Here is a 16322-nt window from a genome sequence, read left to right on the forward strand (position 1 = left end):
TCGCCGTCAGGAAAGGATCAAACGACCGCCCTCGCCGATCAACGGCTCGCCGTGCTTCGCCATGAAGTACCGCGTCCCCTTGCGTCCGCGATCCGACGTGCGGACAACCGCCGAGCGGATCACGCCCATGTTCTCGAACATCTCGCCGATGATGGTCACGCGGTCGCGAGCGATCTTGCCCTTGTTGGCGATCTCATAGGCGGCAATGCCCGTTGCGCCGGCGGCTTCGACATAGGCCATCATCCGCTCTTCGTCGGTCAGATTGCGGGAGAGCCGCTGCCTCCCCTTCGGCTGCTCGACCACGGGCTCAGAGCCCGCCGGGGTAAGGTCGGGCTGCGTCTCCGCGATGACGGGCATCGTATGCGGCCTATCGAGCCAGAGCGCATCACGGAGCGCCGTAACGGGAATGGCGGGGTGTTTCTTGGCGAACGTCCGGCAGAGCGTCATGAGCTTCGTGGCCTCGACCGCGATGGCGTACCTGATCTCGGCCTTCGCCGCCTGATGTTCGTTCCAGGCACCGCCGGGATCGGTCCCGAGCAACAGCCTGATCTTCAGGAACGTCGGATGCGCCTGGGTGAGGAAGCCCGCCAGCGAGGGGTCCATGAGCGGCGCTTGCTCGATGCCGAGCGCCTTCGGCCGACCTCGACCGGGACGCATCGTCGTCGGGAACACTCTGCCGTGTCCCTGCCGCATCGAGAGCCAGATCAGTTTCTTCCGGTGCAGATACCGAGCGATGCCCTCTGCCTCGCTAGGATGGCACGGCAGAGCGTTGGCGAAGCCAACGAAGGACCATCCATCGTCGGGCACGTTGAGGAACGCCGCCTTGGCGTCCCACTCTCCCATGACCTTCCTGCGCATCGGATAATATCCACTTCGATCCGTCGAACTCGCACTTCCATCCGTCGCGAGCGATAATGTCAACTGCGGTTTCGGGGGTTTCTCCCCTATATATAGAGGTAACGTATTTCACGCATATCTTCTACAGACTATATTACAAGTATATATTACTATTATATACGTAGGAGAAACCCTCCAAACCCCCTTTAGCCCGCGCCGGGAATAGGGGGTTTTGTTTTCAGGGGTATTCCTCGAAAACCCAAACCCCCCTCATTTCGATAATATGGAGTTGGCGATTTCTATGCGCGAGATCGGCCTGCTATTCACCGTTCGCTAACCATCGGCCTGCGGCCATCCGTCAACATCCCTATCAAAACCATTGCGCGACGGATCATCCTTCGTATATCCGTTGAGTCACGCGGGACCGGCCTGATTCACGCCGGACGGGACGGGAAATCCACACCGCACATCGCCGATCTGAACAACGCCCATCGGGGCGAACGGGAGAGCTTTGCCTATGTCTCAGAACTATCCGAACACGCCGGGATCGAAGGGCGGGGGCGCTTCGAAGGACGCGGCCGAGAAGGTCGTCACGAGGGCTGCGAAGCTCCGCATCGCGATCCTCGAACTGATGCTCAAGGGCTACCGGCTGACCGCTGACGAGATCGCGGCTCAGATGCGCGAGAGCGTCTTGGCGATCCGCCCCCGCGTCTCGGAACTCGTCACGAAGGGCGACCTGATCAAGCTGAAGGATCGCCGCAAGAACGTCAGCGGCATGACGGCTCACGTCATCCGCCACAAGGACAGCCTGACGGCCGTCGATCTCCCCCAGCCCTCCACCGCAAAGCCGCGTCGCTCCGCGCCGCAGGCAATGCATTCCGACCAAAACGCTCTGTTCGGCTGAAGGGGATCGCCATGACCGACTTCCAACTCACGCACTGCGAACGAATGCTGGCCCGCCGCGCGCTCGGCCTCGAACACGGCGGCTCCGTCAACCGCAACTTCGTCGCTGCTCACGCCAACGGCGAAGACATCGGCACCGCCCAGCGCCTTGTCGGAAAGGGCTTCATGGTCCGCAACCCGGATCGCGACTTCGGCTCGATGCGCGTCTTCGCCGTCACCGCCGCCGGAGCCAAGGCGCTCGGCAAGAAGCTGCCGCCCGCTCACGTCGTCCTGCCCGCCAACGCCGCCTGAACCCAATCCCAACCTGCAAGCGATCCTTGCAGGTTCACCCTCCCATGAAAGCCATCACCATGCTTCGCCTCTACACCTTGCTCGCCACCGGCGGCTTCGGCCTCTGCCTCGCGCTCGACGCGACCCTCAACGGCTACGCGACGGTCGCCTGCATCTTCACCACCGCCGCCATGGTCCTCATGCTGTTCGGTTGGTTCGACCTGCGGTCGTCCATCGCGACCAAGGCGCACAACGATATCCTGCGCGAGAACATCAACACGCTGATCAAGCTGAACGCCAAGCGCGCAGCCGAAGCGGCGTCGCTCCTTCACGCGCTGATCAACATCCGCGACGGGCTCCGCGAAGGCATGGGCCGCGAGGGGATGATCGAGGTCATCGAAGACGCGCTCGCCGAGCATCACGATCCGGCCACTGCCGCGCAGTTCTGCATCGAATGGCTGAAGGCGTTGGGCGTCCCTCCGATGGTCTCCGTCCCCGCTTCGACCGTCAGCGGAAAGGTGGTCCAGTCATGAACGGCCCCAACACCGGCCTGCTCGCGGTCGCCCAGGCGTTCGTTGACCGGACCTATACGCAGCAAGCCGATGCCCGGCAGAAGTCCATGGGCCTCGCCTACGTCACCGCAGAGCGTACCGACCTCGCCCGCGAGATCGCCGCGTTCACCGAGCGGGCTCAGAACAAGCGGATCGCCGAACTCGAAGCGAAGCTCGCCGAGAGCGAGAGGCGCATCAACGCCCTTCGTTCTGCTGTTCGCATGGAGGGTTTCGCGTGAGGACGTTGGTCCGCCTTCCGATCTCACAGGCGGCCTTCGCCGAGATCGCCGCCAAGCTGCGCGCCGCTGACTACGGCCACTGCTTTCTGACCACCGGCGAGATCGCGATGGATGGCATCGCGGTCGAGCCCGATCCTAACGCCTTCATGCCGCCGGGCATCGTCGAGGTTGATCCGAGGGACATCAGCCGCGACCGCTTCCGCGAAATCTATGATCTCGACAACTTGGGGAACGACAACTGTGAGACTTGAGAGCTTCCAAACCGTCGCCGAACTGATCAAGGAACGCGACTACATGGCCGGCCTGCTTATCCGTCTTGGATCGGAAACCAAGATCACGATCAAGACGCCAATGCAGAGCAACCAAGACCTGCGCCCCAATATGGTTGAGCGCATGCTGCCCGACATGAAGCTGGTCATCGAGCAGGCCATCGCCGTCGTTGACGAGAAGCTGGCCGGGCTCGGCGTCTACAGCGGCAAGGAAGCCGCGTGATGGCGCGCATCCTGACCAACGTTGACGTGAAGATCGTCAACCGCACTCGCGAGAACGGCAATCCGTTCACCGAGTTGCTGCATACCTGGGTCGAGGGCGGTCAACGCCGCTCGGCCCTGTCTCGCGTGCCGTGGTCGATCACCGACTCGCCGCACAATCGCGCGTTCCAGATCGAAGCGTTCAAGACGCGCCAGTTGCGCACTTAAGGCGATCCAAATGAGCGCGCGCCGAGACAAGATTCGCGAGAAGGTTATGTCTCGCGTCGAGATCGTTCAAGGAACGGTGCTCGACACACCCTGCCACATTTGGACAGGGCCAACGTCGGGAAGCAAAGGCAGAGGGAAGGACTACGCGCGCATGTGTCTCGATGGCGGCACCATGGCCGTCCATATCGTGATGTACGTGCTCGAACACGGTCCGATCCCTCCGCGCAAGCAACTCGATCATCGCTGCCGGACACGCCGCTGCGTGAACCCGGATCATCTGGAAATGGTGACGCACAAAGAGAACATGCGTCGCCGAGACGAGGCCAAGCGCTTCGAGTGTGAAGCCGTAGCGGCCTAGTAGGAGAACGACAACATGAAGCGCCTTCTGAGCGCGGTCGCAATCGCGGCCGTGATGGGAACCTCTTTGCCTGCGTTCGGGTCCGACCTTCGTTCCATGATCGATGCCGCCGCAGACGCGCAAGGCATCTCTCGCGCCATCGCCCAGGCGGTGGCCAAGGTCGAGAGCAACTACAACTGCCACCTTCGCGGAAGCGCTGGCGAGCGCGGGATCATGCAGGTTAAGCCTGCGACCGCACGCGAAGTCGGTATCACCGGGAACCTGTTCGACTGCGCCACCGGCATTCGCGCTGGCATGGCCTACCTCCGCATCGCGATCTCGCGTGGCGGCTCGGGATGCGCTGGCGTGAGCCTTTATCAGCGTGGCGTCTACGCTCGACCGCGTTGCACCGCCTACGGCCTGAAGGTGATGCACGCAGCGAGCGCGGTGCATTAGCGCATCGCCCCGCTGCATTGGCGAAACTCCGGTTTGATACGGAAACTTTTTTCCGAGACTTTAACCGTGTGTTTCATTGACGGATCATCCGGCGAACAAATAGAAATATACCCAAGACGCGGAGCGAATCTGCGCCTTGGGTGGCATCACACCCAGCTAGTATCGTCGGGGGCTGCCCGACAGAAAAGGACCGTCAATCGTGAATAACCGGGGCGACGTGCTCGCGCTTGCCATGGCGTTGAGCGCAGGGGAAGAAGTGACTCTTGGGCCAACCGACAGCGCCTTGTGCGCGGCGGCCCTCACGTTCATGGCGAACGAGCAGAGGAAGGCCGGATGGCTCAAGGCCATGCGGGTACCCGTTCTGCTCACCGCAGCAGCGCTCGGCACCGTCGCGCTCGGCGGATCATCCATCGGCAACACGAACACCCAGGTCTCCATGATGGAGCTTGCCGATGTGCCGGTCGCACACTTCGAGACGGTCGTTCGCCGCCATATCAAGGCGCTCCCCCACTCCTCGCCCGAGTCGCTCAAGGCGCAGCGGATCGCCAGTTCGTTTCCCTTGGGCGACAGCTAAGCCGCCCCCCCCCACCACAATGATTTAAGCCCGCTTCGCAGCGGGCTTTTTTTCCTCTTGAGAGGACGGCCGGTGATTGTGGTACGGTTCTAGCTCCCGAGTATGGAGAGCGGTGAATGAGCGATAAGACGAAGAGAACGCCTGAGCTAGATAATGTCAAAACAGCCACGGCCATTTTGTTTGCGGCGCTTGTGAAAACATTGGACGAAATGCACCCCGGCTTAAAACAGACTTTCGTTGCTAAACTCGACGAAGGCTACGCCAAAATCCGCAACGACAGCGACGACCTGAATGCCTTAGAGACGCTATCGTGGACCCGCACGATGATCACAGGCTTCAACCTTTCGGAAGAGTCGAAGCCGTTTTTCGATTAGTCACGGGAAGTTGTAGTTGACTATTGATGCGACGCTAGGCTTATGAACCTCAACGTCGGCCGACGTTTTGGCTACTGCCCCCAAGGAGGTGATCCGCCATGGAAATCACCCTAAGGGTTGACCCCCGTCTGGTAATCGCATTCGCGATGTGGCTGGGGTCGTAAAGACCCTGCAATCCCTCGCTAGGAAGGGTAATGCCGTCTCCAATCGGAGACGGCCACCCTGCCTTGAATTGAGCGCAAACCGCCCCACCTATCTGAGGTTTATTCATTTTGGAGGGACAGCATTGCCAATTCCCCACGTTCATCCGTCTGAAGCTGAAGACTTCGAGAACCTCGTGAAACGCGCCAAGCGTTCGCTCGATGACTTCGAGATTTCGGCGACTCCCGAAGAGCCCGTGACGCGCGAGGCCAACGTCATCTCCCCGGTCTCGGGGGGCATCACGATTAAGAGCAAGAAGACGGGCCAGTCTCGCACCTATCGGACTGGCCACATGTCGAATTGGGTGATGCAGGCTTACGGCGACGTAGAAGCCGGAGTGCTTTAGAAGCACTCCGCTTCATCACAGCGCGAACCACCGATGGGACGGCCGCCCGCCGGTCTTGGTCGTGGCGAACCGCTGCTCGATCTGCTTGGACTCGAGAAGCTGTTGGGTGATGTCGTTCAGACGGCGCAGGTCGAACTCGCCGTTGACCATCTTCTTCAGGGTCGAGCTAGTCACGCCAACCGATCCCGCGTCCTTGATCCAGCGGCGGACCTTCAGGTACTCGGCCTGCTTATCGTTGAGCGCCAGGCGGTCGCTGACCTCAACGATGCACTGCCGGGTCGAAAGCTCCATGAGCTTCGCCGCCCAATTGACCAGATCGAGCGCGAGCACCGGCCGGGTCGGGTCGATGCCGATGGCGACGATATGGGCGATGCGCAGGGCGACCTCCATGGTGCGCGTCCACAAGGCCGCCAGATCGGGCGAACACGCCTCCCCGCGCCGCTTGAATGCCAACCGCAGCTCCATCCACCGTTCCTTCGCGCCGACGCCCCAATCGGCCACGCGAGGCCGCAGGATCGGACGCGAGGCCGAGTCCGGCAGATTGCCAGCGCCGTTGTGGGTGATGATCGCCTTACAATCCTCAATCAGCTTGGTCGGCGGTTCGAGGCCCATCGTCGGCTCGACGCCATCGACCGGGTCGCCGGTGATCGTCAGGACAAGCCAGCGCGGCAGGAAGCCGTCCGAGATGCCCTTGCCGGACATCGCGGGCCAGAAGTCGAACGGCGTGGACGTGCCATAGATCGAGAAGTTGGGATTATAGATCGGGGTCGCGGCTTCGGCGGCCGACGCGGCTCCCTTGTAGACGGAGTCGGCAGAGGTAAACATCTTCATGAGCATCTGCCGAATGCTCGACTGATGCGTCCCTGCCCGGCGATCCATGATCTTCGAGACGAAGCCGCCCATTTCGTCGATCATCGAGAGTACCGAAGGATTGTGCTCGATGGCCTTCCGCAGCGCCGAATCCGACAGGTACTCTTCCGGCCCGAGATATCGATCGAGCCCGGCTTCAATGGCGAGCCGACCGAGCGCCTTGCGGGGATAGTCCTTGCCGTAGCCAGCCGGGGCCAGGGCAACGATGTAGAGATTGGTGCGCAGGTTAGTCGGCCCCGCGTGATGCCGCCCAGCGAGCGCCCCAATGAACGCCAGAGCAGGCCCGAGGGCGAGCGGACGCGACGGGCTCGACGTTGACGCGACGATCCAATCCATGATCTCGCCGACCAATCCCGGCGGATGGCACAGAGCCTCCAATTCCGCCATCGTGGGCGCGACTTCGTTGTGATCGGTATCCGTAGCAGGATCTTCAGCAGCCTCGCCAGCGGGCTCCGCAACCACCGTAGCGGGCGCGTTAGTGACCTGTGCGAGAGCCGCGACCTGATAAGGCACCGGCGGGTTCGCCTTGACCCACGGAGTAAGTCCGCCCGCCATCTGGCGCTCGACCCAAGAGCCCGGCTCCATGCTCGGCGCGGCCTCAAGGATGGCCTTCTCGCGCTCCGCGATGCGGGCGGCGTCACGCTCGGCGGCTTCCACCATCTGCGCGGCTTCCTTCCGGCGCGAGCGCAGGTCGATCTCGACGCCGAAGTTATAGCCAAGCTGCTCGCCCAGCCATTGCACGGCCGCGTCGCGCTGCGCTTCGCCAAGCTCCATGACCTTCATCACGACGTTGATGGGCGTGAAGGTCTCCATGGTGCCGAAGTCCTGAATGCCGCTCGGATCGAACGACAGGTTCGGATGGCGCTTTGCCATCGTGCGGCCCGAGCCCGACGAACGCCACGGCGCGACCGCCCGGTACTTGGCCCCGAGCCAACGCCCCTTCGGCAGCGCCAGCTTGCCCACCCAGGCATGCAGGTTCGACAGCGCGTCTTCGTTCAGCTTGCGGAAGAAGTCCGTCGAATGGACCTGACTAACATCGGGGATGTCAGACGGAGGCTCATGACGCCGGTCCGCCTGGGGATCATATCCATACGCCTTCAGGACTTCGCCAATGCGCTCGGCGATGTCGTCAGGCAACTCAGTCAATTCACTGAGGCGAACGTCCATCAGCGTGTCGTCGGTCCACCAATAGTACGGTTCGCCGGTGTCGGGATGGATCGAGGGCGGCAACACGGTCTGCTTGCCTTCGGAGAGCAGATCGACAAGGCCGACACGTTCGGGCGTGCGGAAGTTGCGCGAGCGGATGTTATCCGAGTTGCCGCGATAGAAGAGCGAGATTCCCTTCTTGCCCTTCTTCTGAACGTTCGAGTGCGGGAGCATTTCGAGCAGCGCGTCCATCGCGGGCTCGAAGTCGATGTCGATGCAGATCAGACCAAGGCCGCAGGCCACGCCAACACCGGCGTTCGGCCACTTCGACCAATAGTTGATCTGCAACTGGCTCGGCCGCGTGGTGCAGAAGTCGTTCCACCCCTTGTAAGCTTTCCAGTTATCGTCGGAGAACTGGCCCGGCAACTTGCTGTTCGGCATGATCGGGATCGGGTTGTAACCGTTCTCGTAAAGACCCGGTCCCGATTGTGCGAATGGCGATTCGATCATGTGGAGTTTCCTTAGAAGGGAGCGACGGCAGCGGTGACACGCTTGCGCATGTTCTCGCCGTATGAATTGAGGATGGTGGTCAGGAAGTTGCCCCACTCCTTCTCGGTCAGGTCGGCCAAGCTGAACTTGCCCAGGCGTTCGAGGTACGCGCCAGCGTCAGCGCCAGCATCTTGAAGCGCGAGGCTTTCGGTCGCAGTCAGAGTCTTCGGCTGCATGTGGAAGACGGCCTTTCCTAGTGAGATACATTCAAGCTCTTCGCAGAGCCAAAGGATCGGCTTGCCACCCTTCGGGGCGTAGCCAATACCGGTTGCTTCGCGGCGGCAGACACCGCAGCAAACCGGTTCAAGATCAAACACGCGCATTGTTGTCATTGCTCGCTAGACGTTGACGGATCACGCGCTTGATCTGCGACACACAGTTGTCGGCCGACCGGCAATCACCGGCGCTCGACGGGAAGAAGAACTTGACCGTCTTCCCCTCGCCTAGCTGCACAACAACATACGGATGCTTCCCCGCCATCAACGGCTCGAACGAGTAGCCGTGCTGCGTCAGGTAGGCGCTTAGCTTCTGATACGACTCATTGCGCCGTATAGCCTTGTGAAAGTTATTCCCCATGATCGCCCCCTTCAGAACGGAATGTCGTCGTCGAGATCGGTGTTGTCCCAAGGCGCGCGCGTCTTCGGCAGCGGCGGCGTGATCTGCGCATTCCAAGGTGCCGTGGTGCGAATCTGCACGACCGGCTTAACGTGCCCAGGCATCACGGCGCGGTGGTTGTCGTTCGCTACCGGGGGCTGAGTTGACCAAGGCTTCGGCTGCGCAGCGACGGCCGCACGGTACTCTGCCGCCCGCTCGTGCTTCCCGTTGAGCTCAAAGTTGCGAGCGATCATGTCGTCGCGGCTCGGCGGCACCGATACGAACGACTGCGACGTGCCTTCCGGCGCGAGATCACCCAGCTTGCGAGCGACGATCTCCCAATGCTTGCCGTTCGCCTTGATCATGATCTCGGCGGTCTCGCGAAGCTCTTTAGCCCGCGCGAAGGTATCCGAGATCGTGAACGGCGCGTCGTCCTGGCCGCCGTGTTGCTTCCACCACTTCTCGAACTTCACGCGGGCATAGCCCTGATGCTCGGGGCAAATCCATTCCTTGTGAGAGACGGAGCCGCACAGATACTCGACGCGGATGCTCGGCGTGCCGCCCGGCTTGTCGTGGCGATAGAACGTGCGCCGCTTCACCGGCACCCAATCCGGCTTCGACGTTGACATAATCGGCGTCACGTCGGCCGTCTGCTTGATGTTCTTCTCGACATCACGCTCGAACTTGTGACCGCAGTCGGGGCACTCGCTGAGACCGGCGAAGATCAGCGAATGACACGTCGGACATTCCTTCACCGGGGCCTCGCCACCACCCTTCCCCGGCTTACGAATCGTGACGCGATCAATAGGGCCGTGGCGTCGGACGTTGCCGCCGAAGTCGAGAACGAGACAGTCTTCCTTGCCGTTGCGGATGGACTCTTCGTAAGTGTCGCCCAAGAGCCGCGTTCCGCGTCCGCACATCTGGACGTAAAGCTGCGTGCTATCCGTCGCCCGCAACAGCGCAATCAGATCGATGCGCTTGATGTTCGTGCCGGTCGTGAGCACGCCGAAGTTGGTGACGGAAGTAAGCTTGCCGGACTTGAGGTCTTCAAGAATCCGGTTGCGCTCGCCCTTCACAACTCCGCCATGGATTGTTTCGCATGAATAGCCGCGCTCGCGGATCGCGTCACGGACATGGAAGGCGTGTTCAACGCCAGCGCAGAACAGAAGCCATGACTTGCGCGGCTTCTCATTGCTGGTCGCGTAACCAATGATTTCATCGACCGCCGCCTTCGTGATCTCGCCCTGGTCGAACACAGCCTTGAGCGACTTGTCGGTGAACTCGCCGCCGGAGCGACGAAGCTTGCTTAAATCGACCATCGTCTTCGCGGTGGCGGTAGCCTTCGAGACCAGCGGGCACAGGAAGCCCTTTTCGATAAGCTCGCGGATCGAGATTTCGTAAGCGATGGCGTCGAACAACGCATCGTCGCCCTCCGTGAGGATGCCGGAGTTGGTCCGATACGGCGTCGCAGTCAGGCCCAGGATCAACATCTTCGGGTTGATCAACTTCAGCGCGGCGATGAATTTGCCGTACATGGTCTCCGCGTCCGGCGGCAGCATGTGCGCTTCGTCGATGATGAGCAGATCGACGTGACCGATGCGGGCGGCGTGCCTCCACATCGTCTGAATGCCGCCGAAGACGATCTGCGCGTGCGCCTCTCTGCGGCCGAGGCCAGCCGAGAAGATGCCAGCCGGAGCGAACGGCCACAGCCCCATCAGTTCGGCGTAGTTCTGTTCGATCAGTTCTGAAACGTGCGTCGCCATGACGATGCGCGTCTGCGGCTCGAAACCGATCATCTCTTCTGTGATGGTGCCGAGCACCGGCGACTTGCCGCCGCCGGTCGGGATCACGATCAGCGGATTGCCGTCCGGCTTCTCGCCCCAATAGTCATAGACCGCGTCGATTGAGTCCCGCTGATAGTAACGAAGTTTGAACGCCATCAGTGACGCACTCCCGCCAGATGCGGACGCGCGTGCAACACCGCGAGCGGATCGTTATGCTGCATTGCGGCCCCCGAAGAGTGAGTTGTCGTTGGATGCGCGAGCCGGATGGCCCGGAAGGTGGAAGAGGTTCGGGACGCCGCCGGTCTTGCCGACTTCGTTGCCCCATTGGTGCCAACCGGCGCGTGCGTGACGCGCGAACAGTTCGATGTACGGACCATCGAGAAGGCGTTCGATGCGGTTGTAGGCTTCGAGCGGCTTGGCCGAGTGCTCGCCGCGCGGCGCGAGGATCGTGCGATCATTCGGATCGAGATCGAGGATCAGGCGCTCGACGCCCTTCCCGTTGCGCTTCGGCTTGCCCCGCGTGCCGAACAGGCAAATCTCGCGGTTGGCTCGAGTCCAATAGCCCATGCCCATGTGCGGGCGCAGAGCACGGCCGACCTTCACGTAGTAAAACAGGCCTGTCTTGTAATCGAAGCCCCACTCATTCAGCACCTTAATGCCTTCGTCGATCATCGTATCGATGACCCAAAGGCCGCAGGCCGCGTCATCCGGCACGATCTCACGCACCGGCAGCGCCTTAATCTCGGGGAGCGGCATGCAGTCATAGTGCTCTTCGGGCGAGCGCTCTTTGCCTTCCTCGCTCCACGTCTCGAACTGCCAAGCCGGGTCCGCATATACGAACGGAAACTTCATCGCAGAATCTCCGTCAGGTCGGGCTCGCGCTCGGTCAAGAGCCAATCGCCAGCGGCACGGGTGCGAGGTTCGTAACCTTCGCGATACGGCTTCGTCTTCTGATGCGTCGCATTGTGATGGTAGTCGCAGTAGGACTTCTCGGTCGGTGCGCCGCAGACGAAGCCGTGCATGCCGGACTGCCCAGGCAGGAAGTACATGCACTGACCGCTCTTCGTGTCGTTGAAGCGGGTCTTGGACGGATAGGCAGACATGCGCGTTATTCCCCTTGCGCTGCGTAGTGATCGGTCAGGCGGATGAACTCGGCGAAGGTGATCTCTTCGCAGAAGGGTTCGGTGTCGCGAGGATCGGGATCGCCGGGGAGCGTGGCGAACAGGCTTTCGCTTTCGGGATGGTGCCAGTAGCGACGTTCGGGGTCGGGCTTCACGCCATCGCGCCACTCACGGCCATCGTGCAGCGTGTAAAGAGCCCACTCTTCTTCATCGCTCGCCTCGATCATTTCGCCTGGGACAAGCGACGGCAGGAAGAGATGCGCAGGACAGGCTTGCTTCTGCTCGGCGAGCGACAGCGGCTTATTCCAGCGGGCGCAGGACCATGCGGCGTCGCCAAACATCTCGGGCGTGGCGTGGATGCAGGTCCGGCACGAAATGCGAGCGAACGAATGCTCATGGCAGTTCGCAAGATGGTTGCACATCGTCCGGCACTTGAAGGCCATCTTGGCGTTCGGGTCGTCGTGTAGGCGCGGCGGCGGGTTCGCGTACTTGATGATGCGCTCGGCGCGAGCAAGCAGCCGGATCGCTTCAGCGTGGTCCGTCTCGATGCGCTCGCAATGGACTTCGCCGGTATTCTTGTTTCGGCAGATGTAAAGGCCGCGCTCAAAGCCGAAGAGATGGCAGTAGGTGTTCAACTGCACCCAATGCGTGAAGTAGCCCTCACGGACGCCAAGCTTCTTCACCTTGTCCCAATAGGTATCCTTCATGGACTTGGCTTCGACGACATGCCACGTCTTGGGCGCTTCCGGCAGGCCGAGCACCTTGCCGTCCGTCTTGCCGCGAACGTGGCCCGAGATCGCCGTCACGCGGTATTGCTTGCCGCGAGCGTCGAACTCGTCCACTTCGCAGCCGATCATGCGCAACGCGTTGAGCAGCCGCGTCTCTTCGATCTCGCCGGTCTCGAACGTGATTGCCTTCAGGCCGTCGATCACTTCGGGCTTCGAGGCCCAACGGAAGGTGTACCAAAGTGCCCGCTCGCACTCTTCACCAAGCAGCGATATCGAGATGCCGAGAGAATCCCACGCCTGACTGCGCGACTTCGCATAGGCGGCATAGATGGCTTCGGTGGTGGCACTAAAGGGACGCGGGATCGGTGCCATCAGGCAAGCCTCTATCGTTCGCGCCGAAGCGCGTTTTGCAGACTGATTTGTCGGGGGGATGGAAGAAGGTGCCGGGGCCGAAGCCCCGGCGTTAGGCGCGTCGTCTTAGGCGGTGCGCTGCCAAGGCATCGTGCGGCCACCGCCACCGGCGGCGGGCGTGGTGGTGGTCTTCTGCGCCTGGGTGGTGGTGGTCGCCGTGGTGGTGGCGGTCTGCTTCACGTTGTCGTTGGCGGCGGCCTTGCTCGGCGGCGGTTCGTTCGCGTTGCCCGCATGGATGAACTTCTTCACGACCATGCGTTCCTTGTCGCTTTGGTCGCGAGCCTTGTAGGTCTCGACATCGAGATCAGCGTAGAACGGCTGGAACAGAAGCTGGTCGGTGTCGGTCAAGTTGGCCTTGCCGATGCCGGTCGCTTCGGCGAGCGCCGCCAACTGAGCCTGACCGATCTTCTGCGCGGTCAACGTCTGATGGGTGACGTTGATGTTGCCGTAAATCTTCACGCCGGCGAAGTCGCCCTCGACGATTTCCGCCTTGTAGTCGAAGAGATCGCCGGTGTTCTTCGAGTTGCGCTTGACCTCGCCCTCGACGATGTTGAGCAGGTATCGGTCGCGGGGGATGATTTGTCCGCCGCCGCCTTCTGCGTCCTTCTCGTTCACGTCGGCGAGGCTTACGTTCAACTGTGCCATGTTTATCTCCTATGGCGTTCGAGTGTTGTGGGTATTGGTGGCTGGTTAGGCGGCTTCAGCGAGGGGCGCAGGCAAGAACTTGGCGAGCGCCGCGTAGCCTTCACCCTTCTTGAACTGCATCTCAGCGGGCATGCTAAAGCGGTTGCCAGCGATGAAGCCGGGCCGCTCTTCGAGGAACATCCAGCGAGCGCCGCCGCCTTCAGCGTGCGTAAGCTGCTTGTTGAAGCCCGCATCGACCTTCTTGATCGAAGCCTTGAAGTTAAGGAACGCGATCACGTCGCTGTTCGCTTCGATGATGTCGGCCGCGTCCTTGTGGAGGTTGACGCGATAGCGCGAGTACGGATCGGTCGTCGGCGATTCGAAGCGGCTGATATCGCAGTGACCGAGTTGCACCACGGCCATCTGCTTTTGCGAGCGCAGCGTCATGATGCCGTCGATGTATTCGAGGAAGATCGTCGCCGCGATCTTGTAGCCCTTGCCGTAGCCGGGCTCTTCGATGGTCTTCCAACCATTGCGAGCGCAGGCTTCCGCGCGGATGATGTTTTCGAGACCGGTCGTCGAGTCGAAGATTGCCGTGGCGTAGTTGTGATCTTCGTTGACCATCGCGCCGATGGCCTCGCACAGGTCGTTGTAGTTGCGGACTTCGATGGTATCCGCGACGATGCCAGCCGGGACGCTTTCGCCTGCCGCCGTCTGAATGAACACCGGACGCGGAAACTCCGCAGCCAGAGACGACTTGCCGATCTTCGGCACGCCATAGATCGTGATAATCGGCTGGTCTTCGGCAGCGGACTTCTTCTTGATGCTGCCCTTCAGTGAGATTGCCATGTGGCTCCCCGGTTAGTGCTCGACAGGGGCGTCGAGCTTCAAAGTCTTCGTCCACACAAGCCGATCAACAAGCCGGTAGCCGGTGCGGTTGATGGTCTCGATGAGGACGGAGTGATCTTCGGTCTTCGACCGGATGCGCGACATGAACACGTCCACGCTATGGGACGGCCGATCTGCGGTGCCGTACAGGATGAGCATCGCCATCTGTTTCGTGACGATGTCGTTGGAGAGCAGCGCCAGGAACAGATCGCGTTCCTTGGGGGTCAACCGCCAGTTGGTAGGCAGAGCGCCGGAGGCGAGCATCGACTTTCGCAGGTCGGCTAACTTGCGTTCGAGCACGCCGACGCGCTCGGCCAGTGCCTCTTTCGTCTGATCTTGAGCCAATTCCATCCGTCGATTACCGCTTGACATCCGTCGCTTATCCGGCTTTATGCCGAATCAATTGGCAACTTTTCCGTGAAACCGTTGAACTTTATCTAACGGACAGAGTTGGTGATGTCAACGGACGACAACGGATGGCGAACAAAATTCATCGGACGATCCGTCGCGGCGAAACCTAAATTGGGTGTTAGTCTTCGGGTAGCGAACCGGAAACGAATGATTTAGAGAAGGGTTTATTAGGATGGTGATCAGCAGAGTACGCAGGGAGAGCATGAAGTCGAGATTGGACGACAAGCGCCCAAAGGCGCACCCAGCGCTCGACACAATTAAGACCCGTGTCGAAGAGCGCGTTGCGGCGGCTGGGGTTTCTAGGAATGAAGCGTCACGCCGGGCCGGTCTTGGTTTAAGCTACGTCAACGATCTTCTTTCCGGCAAATCATTGAACCCGACGCGCGAATCGCTCGCGAAGCTCGGGCAAGTCCTTGATACCGACGCCGACTATTTCTTCGGTACGCAGAACACTCCTAAAACAAGCTCGCTCCCGCCGTCTAACCTGCTTTCGGTGGAAGCGCCCGTGATGGCTTCGGGCGCGATTCCACTATTCCATATCGGCCTGCCCGATCCAGACGGGTTCTTCCCGCTTGCGTCAGAACGTCGAGCGTCTTGGACTTCACCGCTGGTTGCAAGTCGAGAAGTCTACGCCATCACTGTTCCCGACGACTGCATGGCTCCGCGTTACCGTATGGGCGAAATTGCCATCGTGAGCACGAACAAGCCGGTGGTTCACGGAGGCTTCGCCGTTGTGAGACAGAAAGACGACCGAGTTGCGATTCGTCAGATCGTTTCGATCTCGACAGACAAGATCGTCGTGCGTTGCCTCAACGGCGAAACGGACATTGACCTTCCCCGCTCCCAGGTGAAGGCGTTAGAGCGTATTATAGGTTCTTGTGAATTAGTCTGATCGTTTTATCCGTTGCCATCCGTCGCTATCCGTTGACATAACGGATAGACACCCATATGGTCCGTTGCCGCTCGGGAGAGGCAACGGACCATGCAAAGCATCAAACTCGTAGTTTTGGAATCGCCCTACGCTGGGGCGGTTGACGACAATGTCGCCTACGCGCGGCGTTGCTTGAAGGATTGCGCACTGCGCGGTGAGAGCGCCCAGGCATCGCACCTTCTTCTCACTCAAGTTCTCGACGACACCGACCCGGAAGAGCGCGCGTTGGGGATCGCGCTCGGCCTCGCTTGGCGATCCGTCGCCGCATACTCGGTCTTCTACACGGATCGGGGATGGTCGAACGGCATGAGGGCTGCGCTCGATAGCGCGATCCTCGAAAATCGCCCCTTCAAGCTGCGCGCGTTTGGTCGAGTGCAGTTTCCGAGCCGCTACTTTCTGCCGCTCAACATCTATGAAGCCATCGACCAAACGCAGGCTCCCGCCCATGCGTGAGCCCATGTCGGTCGCGGATAAGCTCG

Annotated in this window: 25 protein-coding genes; 14 read left to right on the forward strand and 11 right to left on the reverse strand. The window is 61.0% G+C overall.

The genetic code is table 11. The features are described from left to right. Nucleotides 1–6: 6 nt before the first annotated feature. Nucleotides 7–858, reverse strand: coding sequence for a hypothetical protein (locus ACKWRH_RS26520; RefSeq protein ID WP_445215920.1), 852 nt, complete (start codon nucleotides 856–858; stop codon nucleotides 7–9). A gap of 496 nt (nucleotides 859–1354) precedes the next feature. On the opposite strand from ACKWRH_RS26520, the gene ACKWRH_RS26525 reads away from it, so the two are divergent. The 12 genes from ACKWRH_RS26525 to ACKWRH_RS26580 all read left to right on the forward strand — a co-directional run bounded on the left by ACKWRH_RS26525 (nucleotide 1355) and on the right by ACKWRH_RS26580 (nucleotide 5786). Further along, complete coding sequence (locus ACKWRH_RS26525; RefSeq protein WP_445215921.1) at nucleotides 1355–1741, forward strand: hypothetical protein; 387 nt, start codon at nucleotides 1355–1357, stop codon at nucleotides 1739–1741. Nucleotides 1742–1752: 11 nt separating this feature from the next. Next, nucleotides 1753–2031: a hypothetical protein gene (locus ACKWRH_RS26530; RefSeq protein ID WP_445215922.1), complete on the forward strand. Its 279-nt coding sequence runs from the start codon at nucleotides 1753–1755 to the stop codon at nucleotides 2029–2031. A gap of 44 nt (nucleotides 2032–2075) precedes the next feature. After that, nucleotides 2076–2543, forward strand: coding sequence for a hypothetical protein (locus tag ACKWRH_RS26535; RefSeq protein WP_445215923.1), 468 nt, complete (start codon nucleotides 2076–2078; stop codon nucleotides 2541–2543). Beyond that, the gene (locus ACKWRH_RS26540; protein WP_445215924.1) at nucleotides 2540–2800 is read left to right on the forward strand and encodes a hypothetical protein; all 261 of its coding nucleotides are present in this window, start codon (nucleotides 2540–2542) and stop codon (nucleotides 2798–2800) included. Before ACKWRH_RS26535 ends, ACKWRH_RS26540 begins: the two co-directional genes overlap by 4 nt. After that, nucleotides 2797–3051, forward strand: coding sequence for a hypothetical protein (locus ACKWRH_RS26545; RefSeq protein ID WP_445215925.1), 255 nt, complete (start codon nucleotides 2797–2799; stop codon nucleotides 3049–3051). Before ACKWRH_RS26540 ends, ACKWRH_RS26545 begins: the two co-directional genes overlap by 4 nt. Before the next feature lie 43 nt (nucleotides 3052–3094). Beyond that, on the forward strand, nucleotides 3095–3292 hold the full coding sequence (locus ACKWRH_RS26550; RefSeq protein WP_445215926.1) for a hypothetical protein: 198 nt from the start codon (nucleotides 3095–3097) through the stop codon (nucleotides 3290–3292). Then, entirely contained in the window at nucleotides 3292–3498 is a 207-nt protein-coding gene (locus ACKWRH_RS26555) for a hypothetical protein (protein ID WP_445215927.1), read from the forward strand. The genes ACKWRH_RS26550 and ACKWRH_RS26555 overlap by 1 nt, the downstream gene beginning before the upstream one ends. Before the next feature lie 10 nt (nucleotides 3499–3508). Then, complete coding sequence (locus ACKWRH_RS26560) at nucleotides 3509–3856, forward strand: HNH endonuclease signature motif containing protein (protein ID WP_445215928.1); 348 nt, start codon at nucleotides 3509–3511, stop codon at nucleotides 3854–3856. A 15-nt stretch (nucleotides 3857–3871) separates the two neighbouring features. Then, the gene (locus tag ACKWRH_RS26565) at nucleotides 3872–4291 is read left to right on the forward strand and encodes a transglycosylase SLT domain-containing protein (RefSeq protein ID WP_445215929.1); all 420 of its coding nucleotides are present in this window, start codon (nucleotides 3872–3874) and stop codon (nucleotides 4289–4291) included. Between the two features lie 199 nt (nucleotides 4292–4490). Beyond that, a complete protein-coding gene (locus ACKWRH_RS26570) occupies nucleotides 4491–4865 on the forward strand; it encodes a hypothetical protein (protein WP_445215930.1) in 375 nt (124 codons plus the stop codon). Between the two features lie 116 nt (nucleotides 4866–4981). Beyond that, nucleotides 4982–5239: a hypothetical protein gene (locus ACKWRH_RS26575; RefSeq protein ID WP_445215931.1), complete on the forward strand. Its 258-nt coding sequence runs from the start codon at nucleotides 4982–4984 to the stop codon at nucleotides 5237–5239. Nucleotides 5240–5525: 286 nt separating this feature from the next. Beyond that, the gene (locus ACKWRH_RS26580) at nucleotides 5526–5786 is read left to right on the forward strand and encodes a hypothetical protein (RefSeq protein WP_445215932.1); all 261 of its coding nucleotides are present in this window, start codon (nucleotides 5526–5528) and stop codon (nucleotides 5784–5786) included. 15 nt (nucleotides 5787–5801) lie between these two features. Here the strand turns inward: ACKWRH_RS26580 and ACKWRH_RS26585 are convergent, their stop codons facing one another. The 10 genes from ACKWRH_RS26585 to ACKWRH_RS26630 all read right to left on the reverse strand — a co-directional run bounded on the left by ACKWRH_RS26585 (nucleotide 5802) and on the right by ACKWRH_RS26630 (nucleotide 14873). Next, on the reverse strand, nucleotides 5802–8312 hold the full coding sequence (locus ACKWRH_RS26585; protein WP_445215933.1) for a bifunctional DNA primase/polymerase: 2511 nt from the start codon (nucleotides 8310–8312) through the stop codon (nucleotides 5802–5804). An 11-nt stretch (nucleotides 8313–8323) separates the two neighbouring features. Then, the gene (locus tag ACKWRH_RS26590; protein WP_445215934.1) at nucleotides 8324–8674 is read right to left on the reverse strand and encodes a DUF6511 domain-containing protein; all 351 of its coding nucleotides are present in this window, start codon (nucleotides 8672–8674) and stop codon (nucleotides 8324–8326) included. Next, a complete protein-coding gene (locus ACKWRH_RS26595; protein WP_445215935.1) occupies nucleotides 8661–8927 on the reverse strand; it encodes a hypothetical protein in 267 nt (88 codons plus the stop codon). The genes ACKWRH_RS26590 and ACKWRH_RS26595 overlap by 14 nt, the downstream gene beginning before the upstream one ends. 11 nt (nucleotides 8928–8938) lie before the next feature. Further along, nucleotides 8939–10885, reverse strand: coding sequence for a DEAD/DEAH box helicase (locus ACKWRH_RS26600; RefSeq protein WP_445215936.1), 1947 nt, complete (start codon nucleotides 10883–10885; stop codon nucleotides 8939–8941). A 54-nt stretch (nucleotides 10886–10939) separates the two neighbouring features. Next, the gene (locus tag ACKWRH_RS26605; RefSeq protein WP_445215937.1) at nucleotides 10940–11581 is read right to left on the reverse strand and encodes an MT-A70 family methyltransferase; all 642 of its coding nucleotides are present in this window, start codon (nucleotides 11579–11581) and stop codon (nucleotides 10940–10942) included. Beyond that, a complete protein-coding gene (locus ACKWRH_RS26610) occupies nucleotides 11578–11832 on the reverse strand; it encodes a hypothetical protein (RefSeq protein WP_445215938.1) in 255 nt (84 codons plus the stop codon). Before ACKWRH_RS26610 ends, ACKWRH_RS26605 begins: the two co-directional genes overlap by 4 nt. Nucleotides 11833–11837: 5 nt before the next feature. Next, on the reverse strand, nucleotides 11838–12950 hold the full coding sequence (locus ACKWRH_RS26615; protein WP_445215939.1) for a hypothetical protein: 1113 nt from the start codon (nucleotides 12948–12950) through the stop codon (nucleotides 11838–11840). Between the two features lie 105 nt (nucleotides 12951–13055). Continuing rightward, on the reverse strand, nucleotides 13056–13634 hold the full coding sequence (locus tag ACKWRH_RS26620) for a DUF669 domain-containing protein (protein ID WP_445215940.1): 579 nt from the start codon (nucleotides 13632–13634) through the stop codon (nucleotides 13056–13058). A gap of 45 nt (nucleotides 13635–13679) precedes the next feature. After that, nucleotides 13680–14462, reverse strand: coding sequence for an ATP-binding protein (locus ACKWRH_RS26625; RefSeq protein ID WP_445215941.1), 783 nt, complete (start codon nucleotides 14460–14462; stop codon nucleotides 13680–13682). Between the two features lie 12 nt (nucleotides 14463–14474). Beyond that, the gene (locus tag ACKWRH_RS26630) at nucleotides 14475–14873 is read right to left on the reverse strand and encodes a helix-turn-helix domain-containing protein (RefSeq protein ID WP_445215942.1); all 399 of its coding nucleotides are present in this window, start codon (nucleotides 14871–14873) and stop codon (nucleotides 14475–14477) included. Nucleotides 14874–15126: 253 nt separating this feature from the next. Here ACKWRH_RS26630 and ACKWRH_RS26635 point away from each other — a divergent pair, with 253 nt between their 5' ends. After that, on the forward strand, nucleotides 15127–15804 hold the full coding sequence (locus ACKWRH_RS26635) for an XRE family transcriptional regulator (protein WP_445215943.1): 678 nt from the start codon (nucleotides 15127–15129) through the stop codon (nucleotides 15802–15804). A gap of 90 nt (nucleotides 15805–15894) precedes the next feature. Then, nucleotides 15895–16296 (forward strand): DUF7768 domain-containing protein, encoded by a 402-nt coding sequence (locus tag ACKWRH_RS26640; RefSeq protein ID WP_445215944.1) that lies wholly within the window; start codon nucleotides 15895–15897, stop codon nucleotides 16294–16296. Nucleotides 16297–16322 lie beyond the last annotated feature (26 nt).

It is taken from the genome of Bradyrhizobium sp. Pa8, from assembly GCF_052588265.1.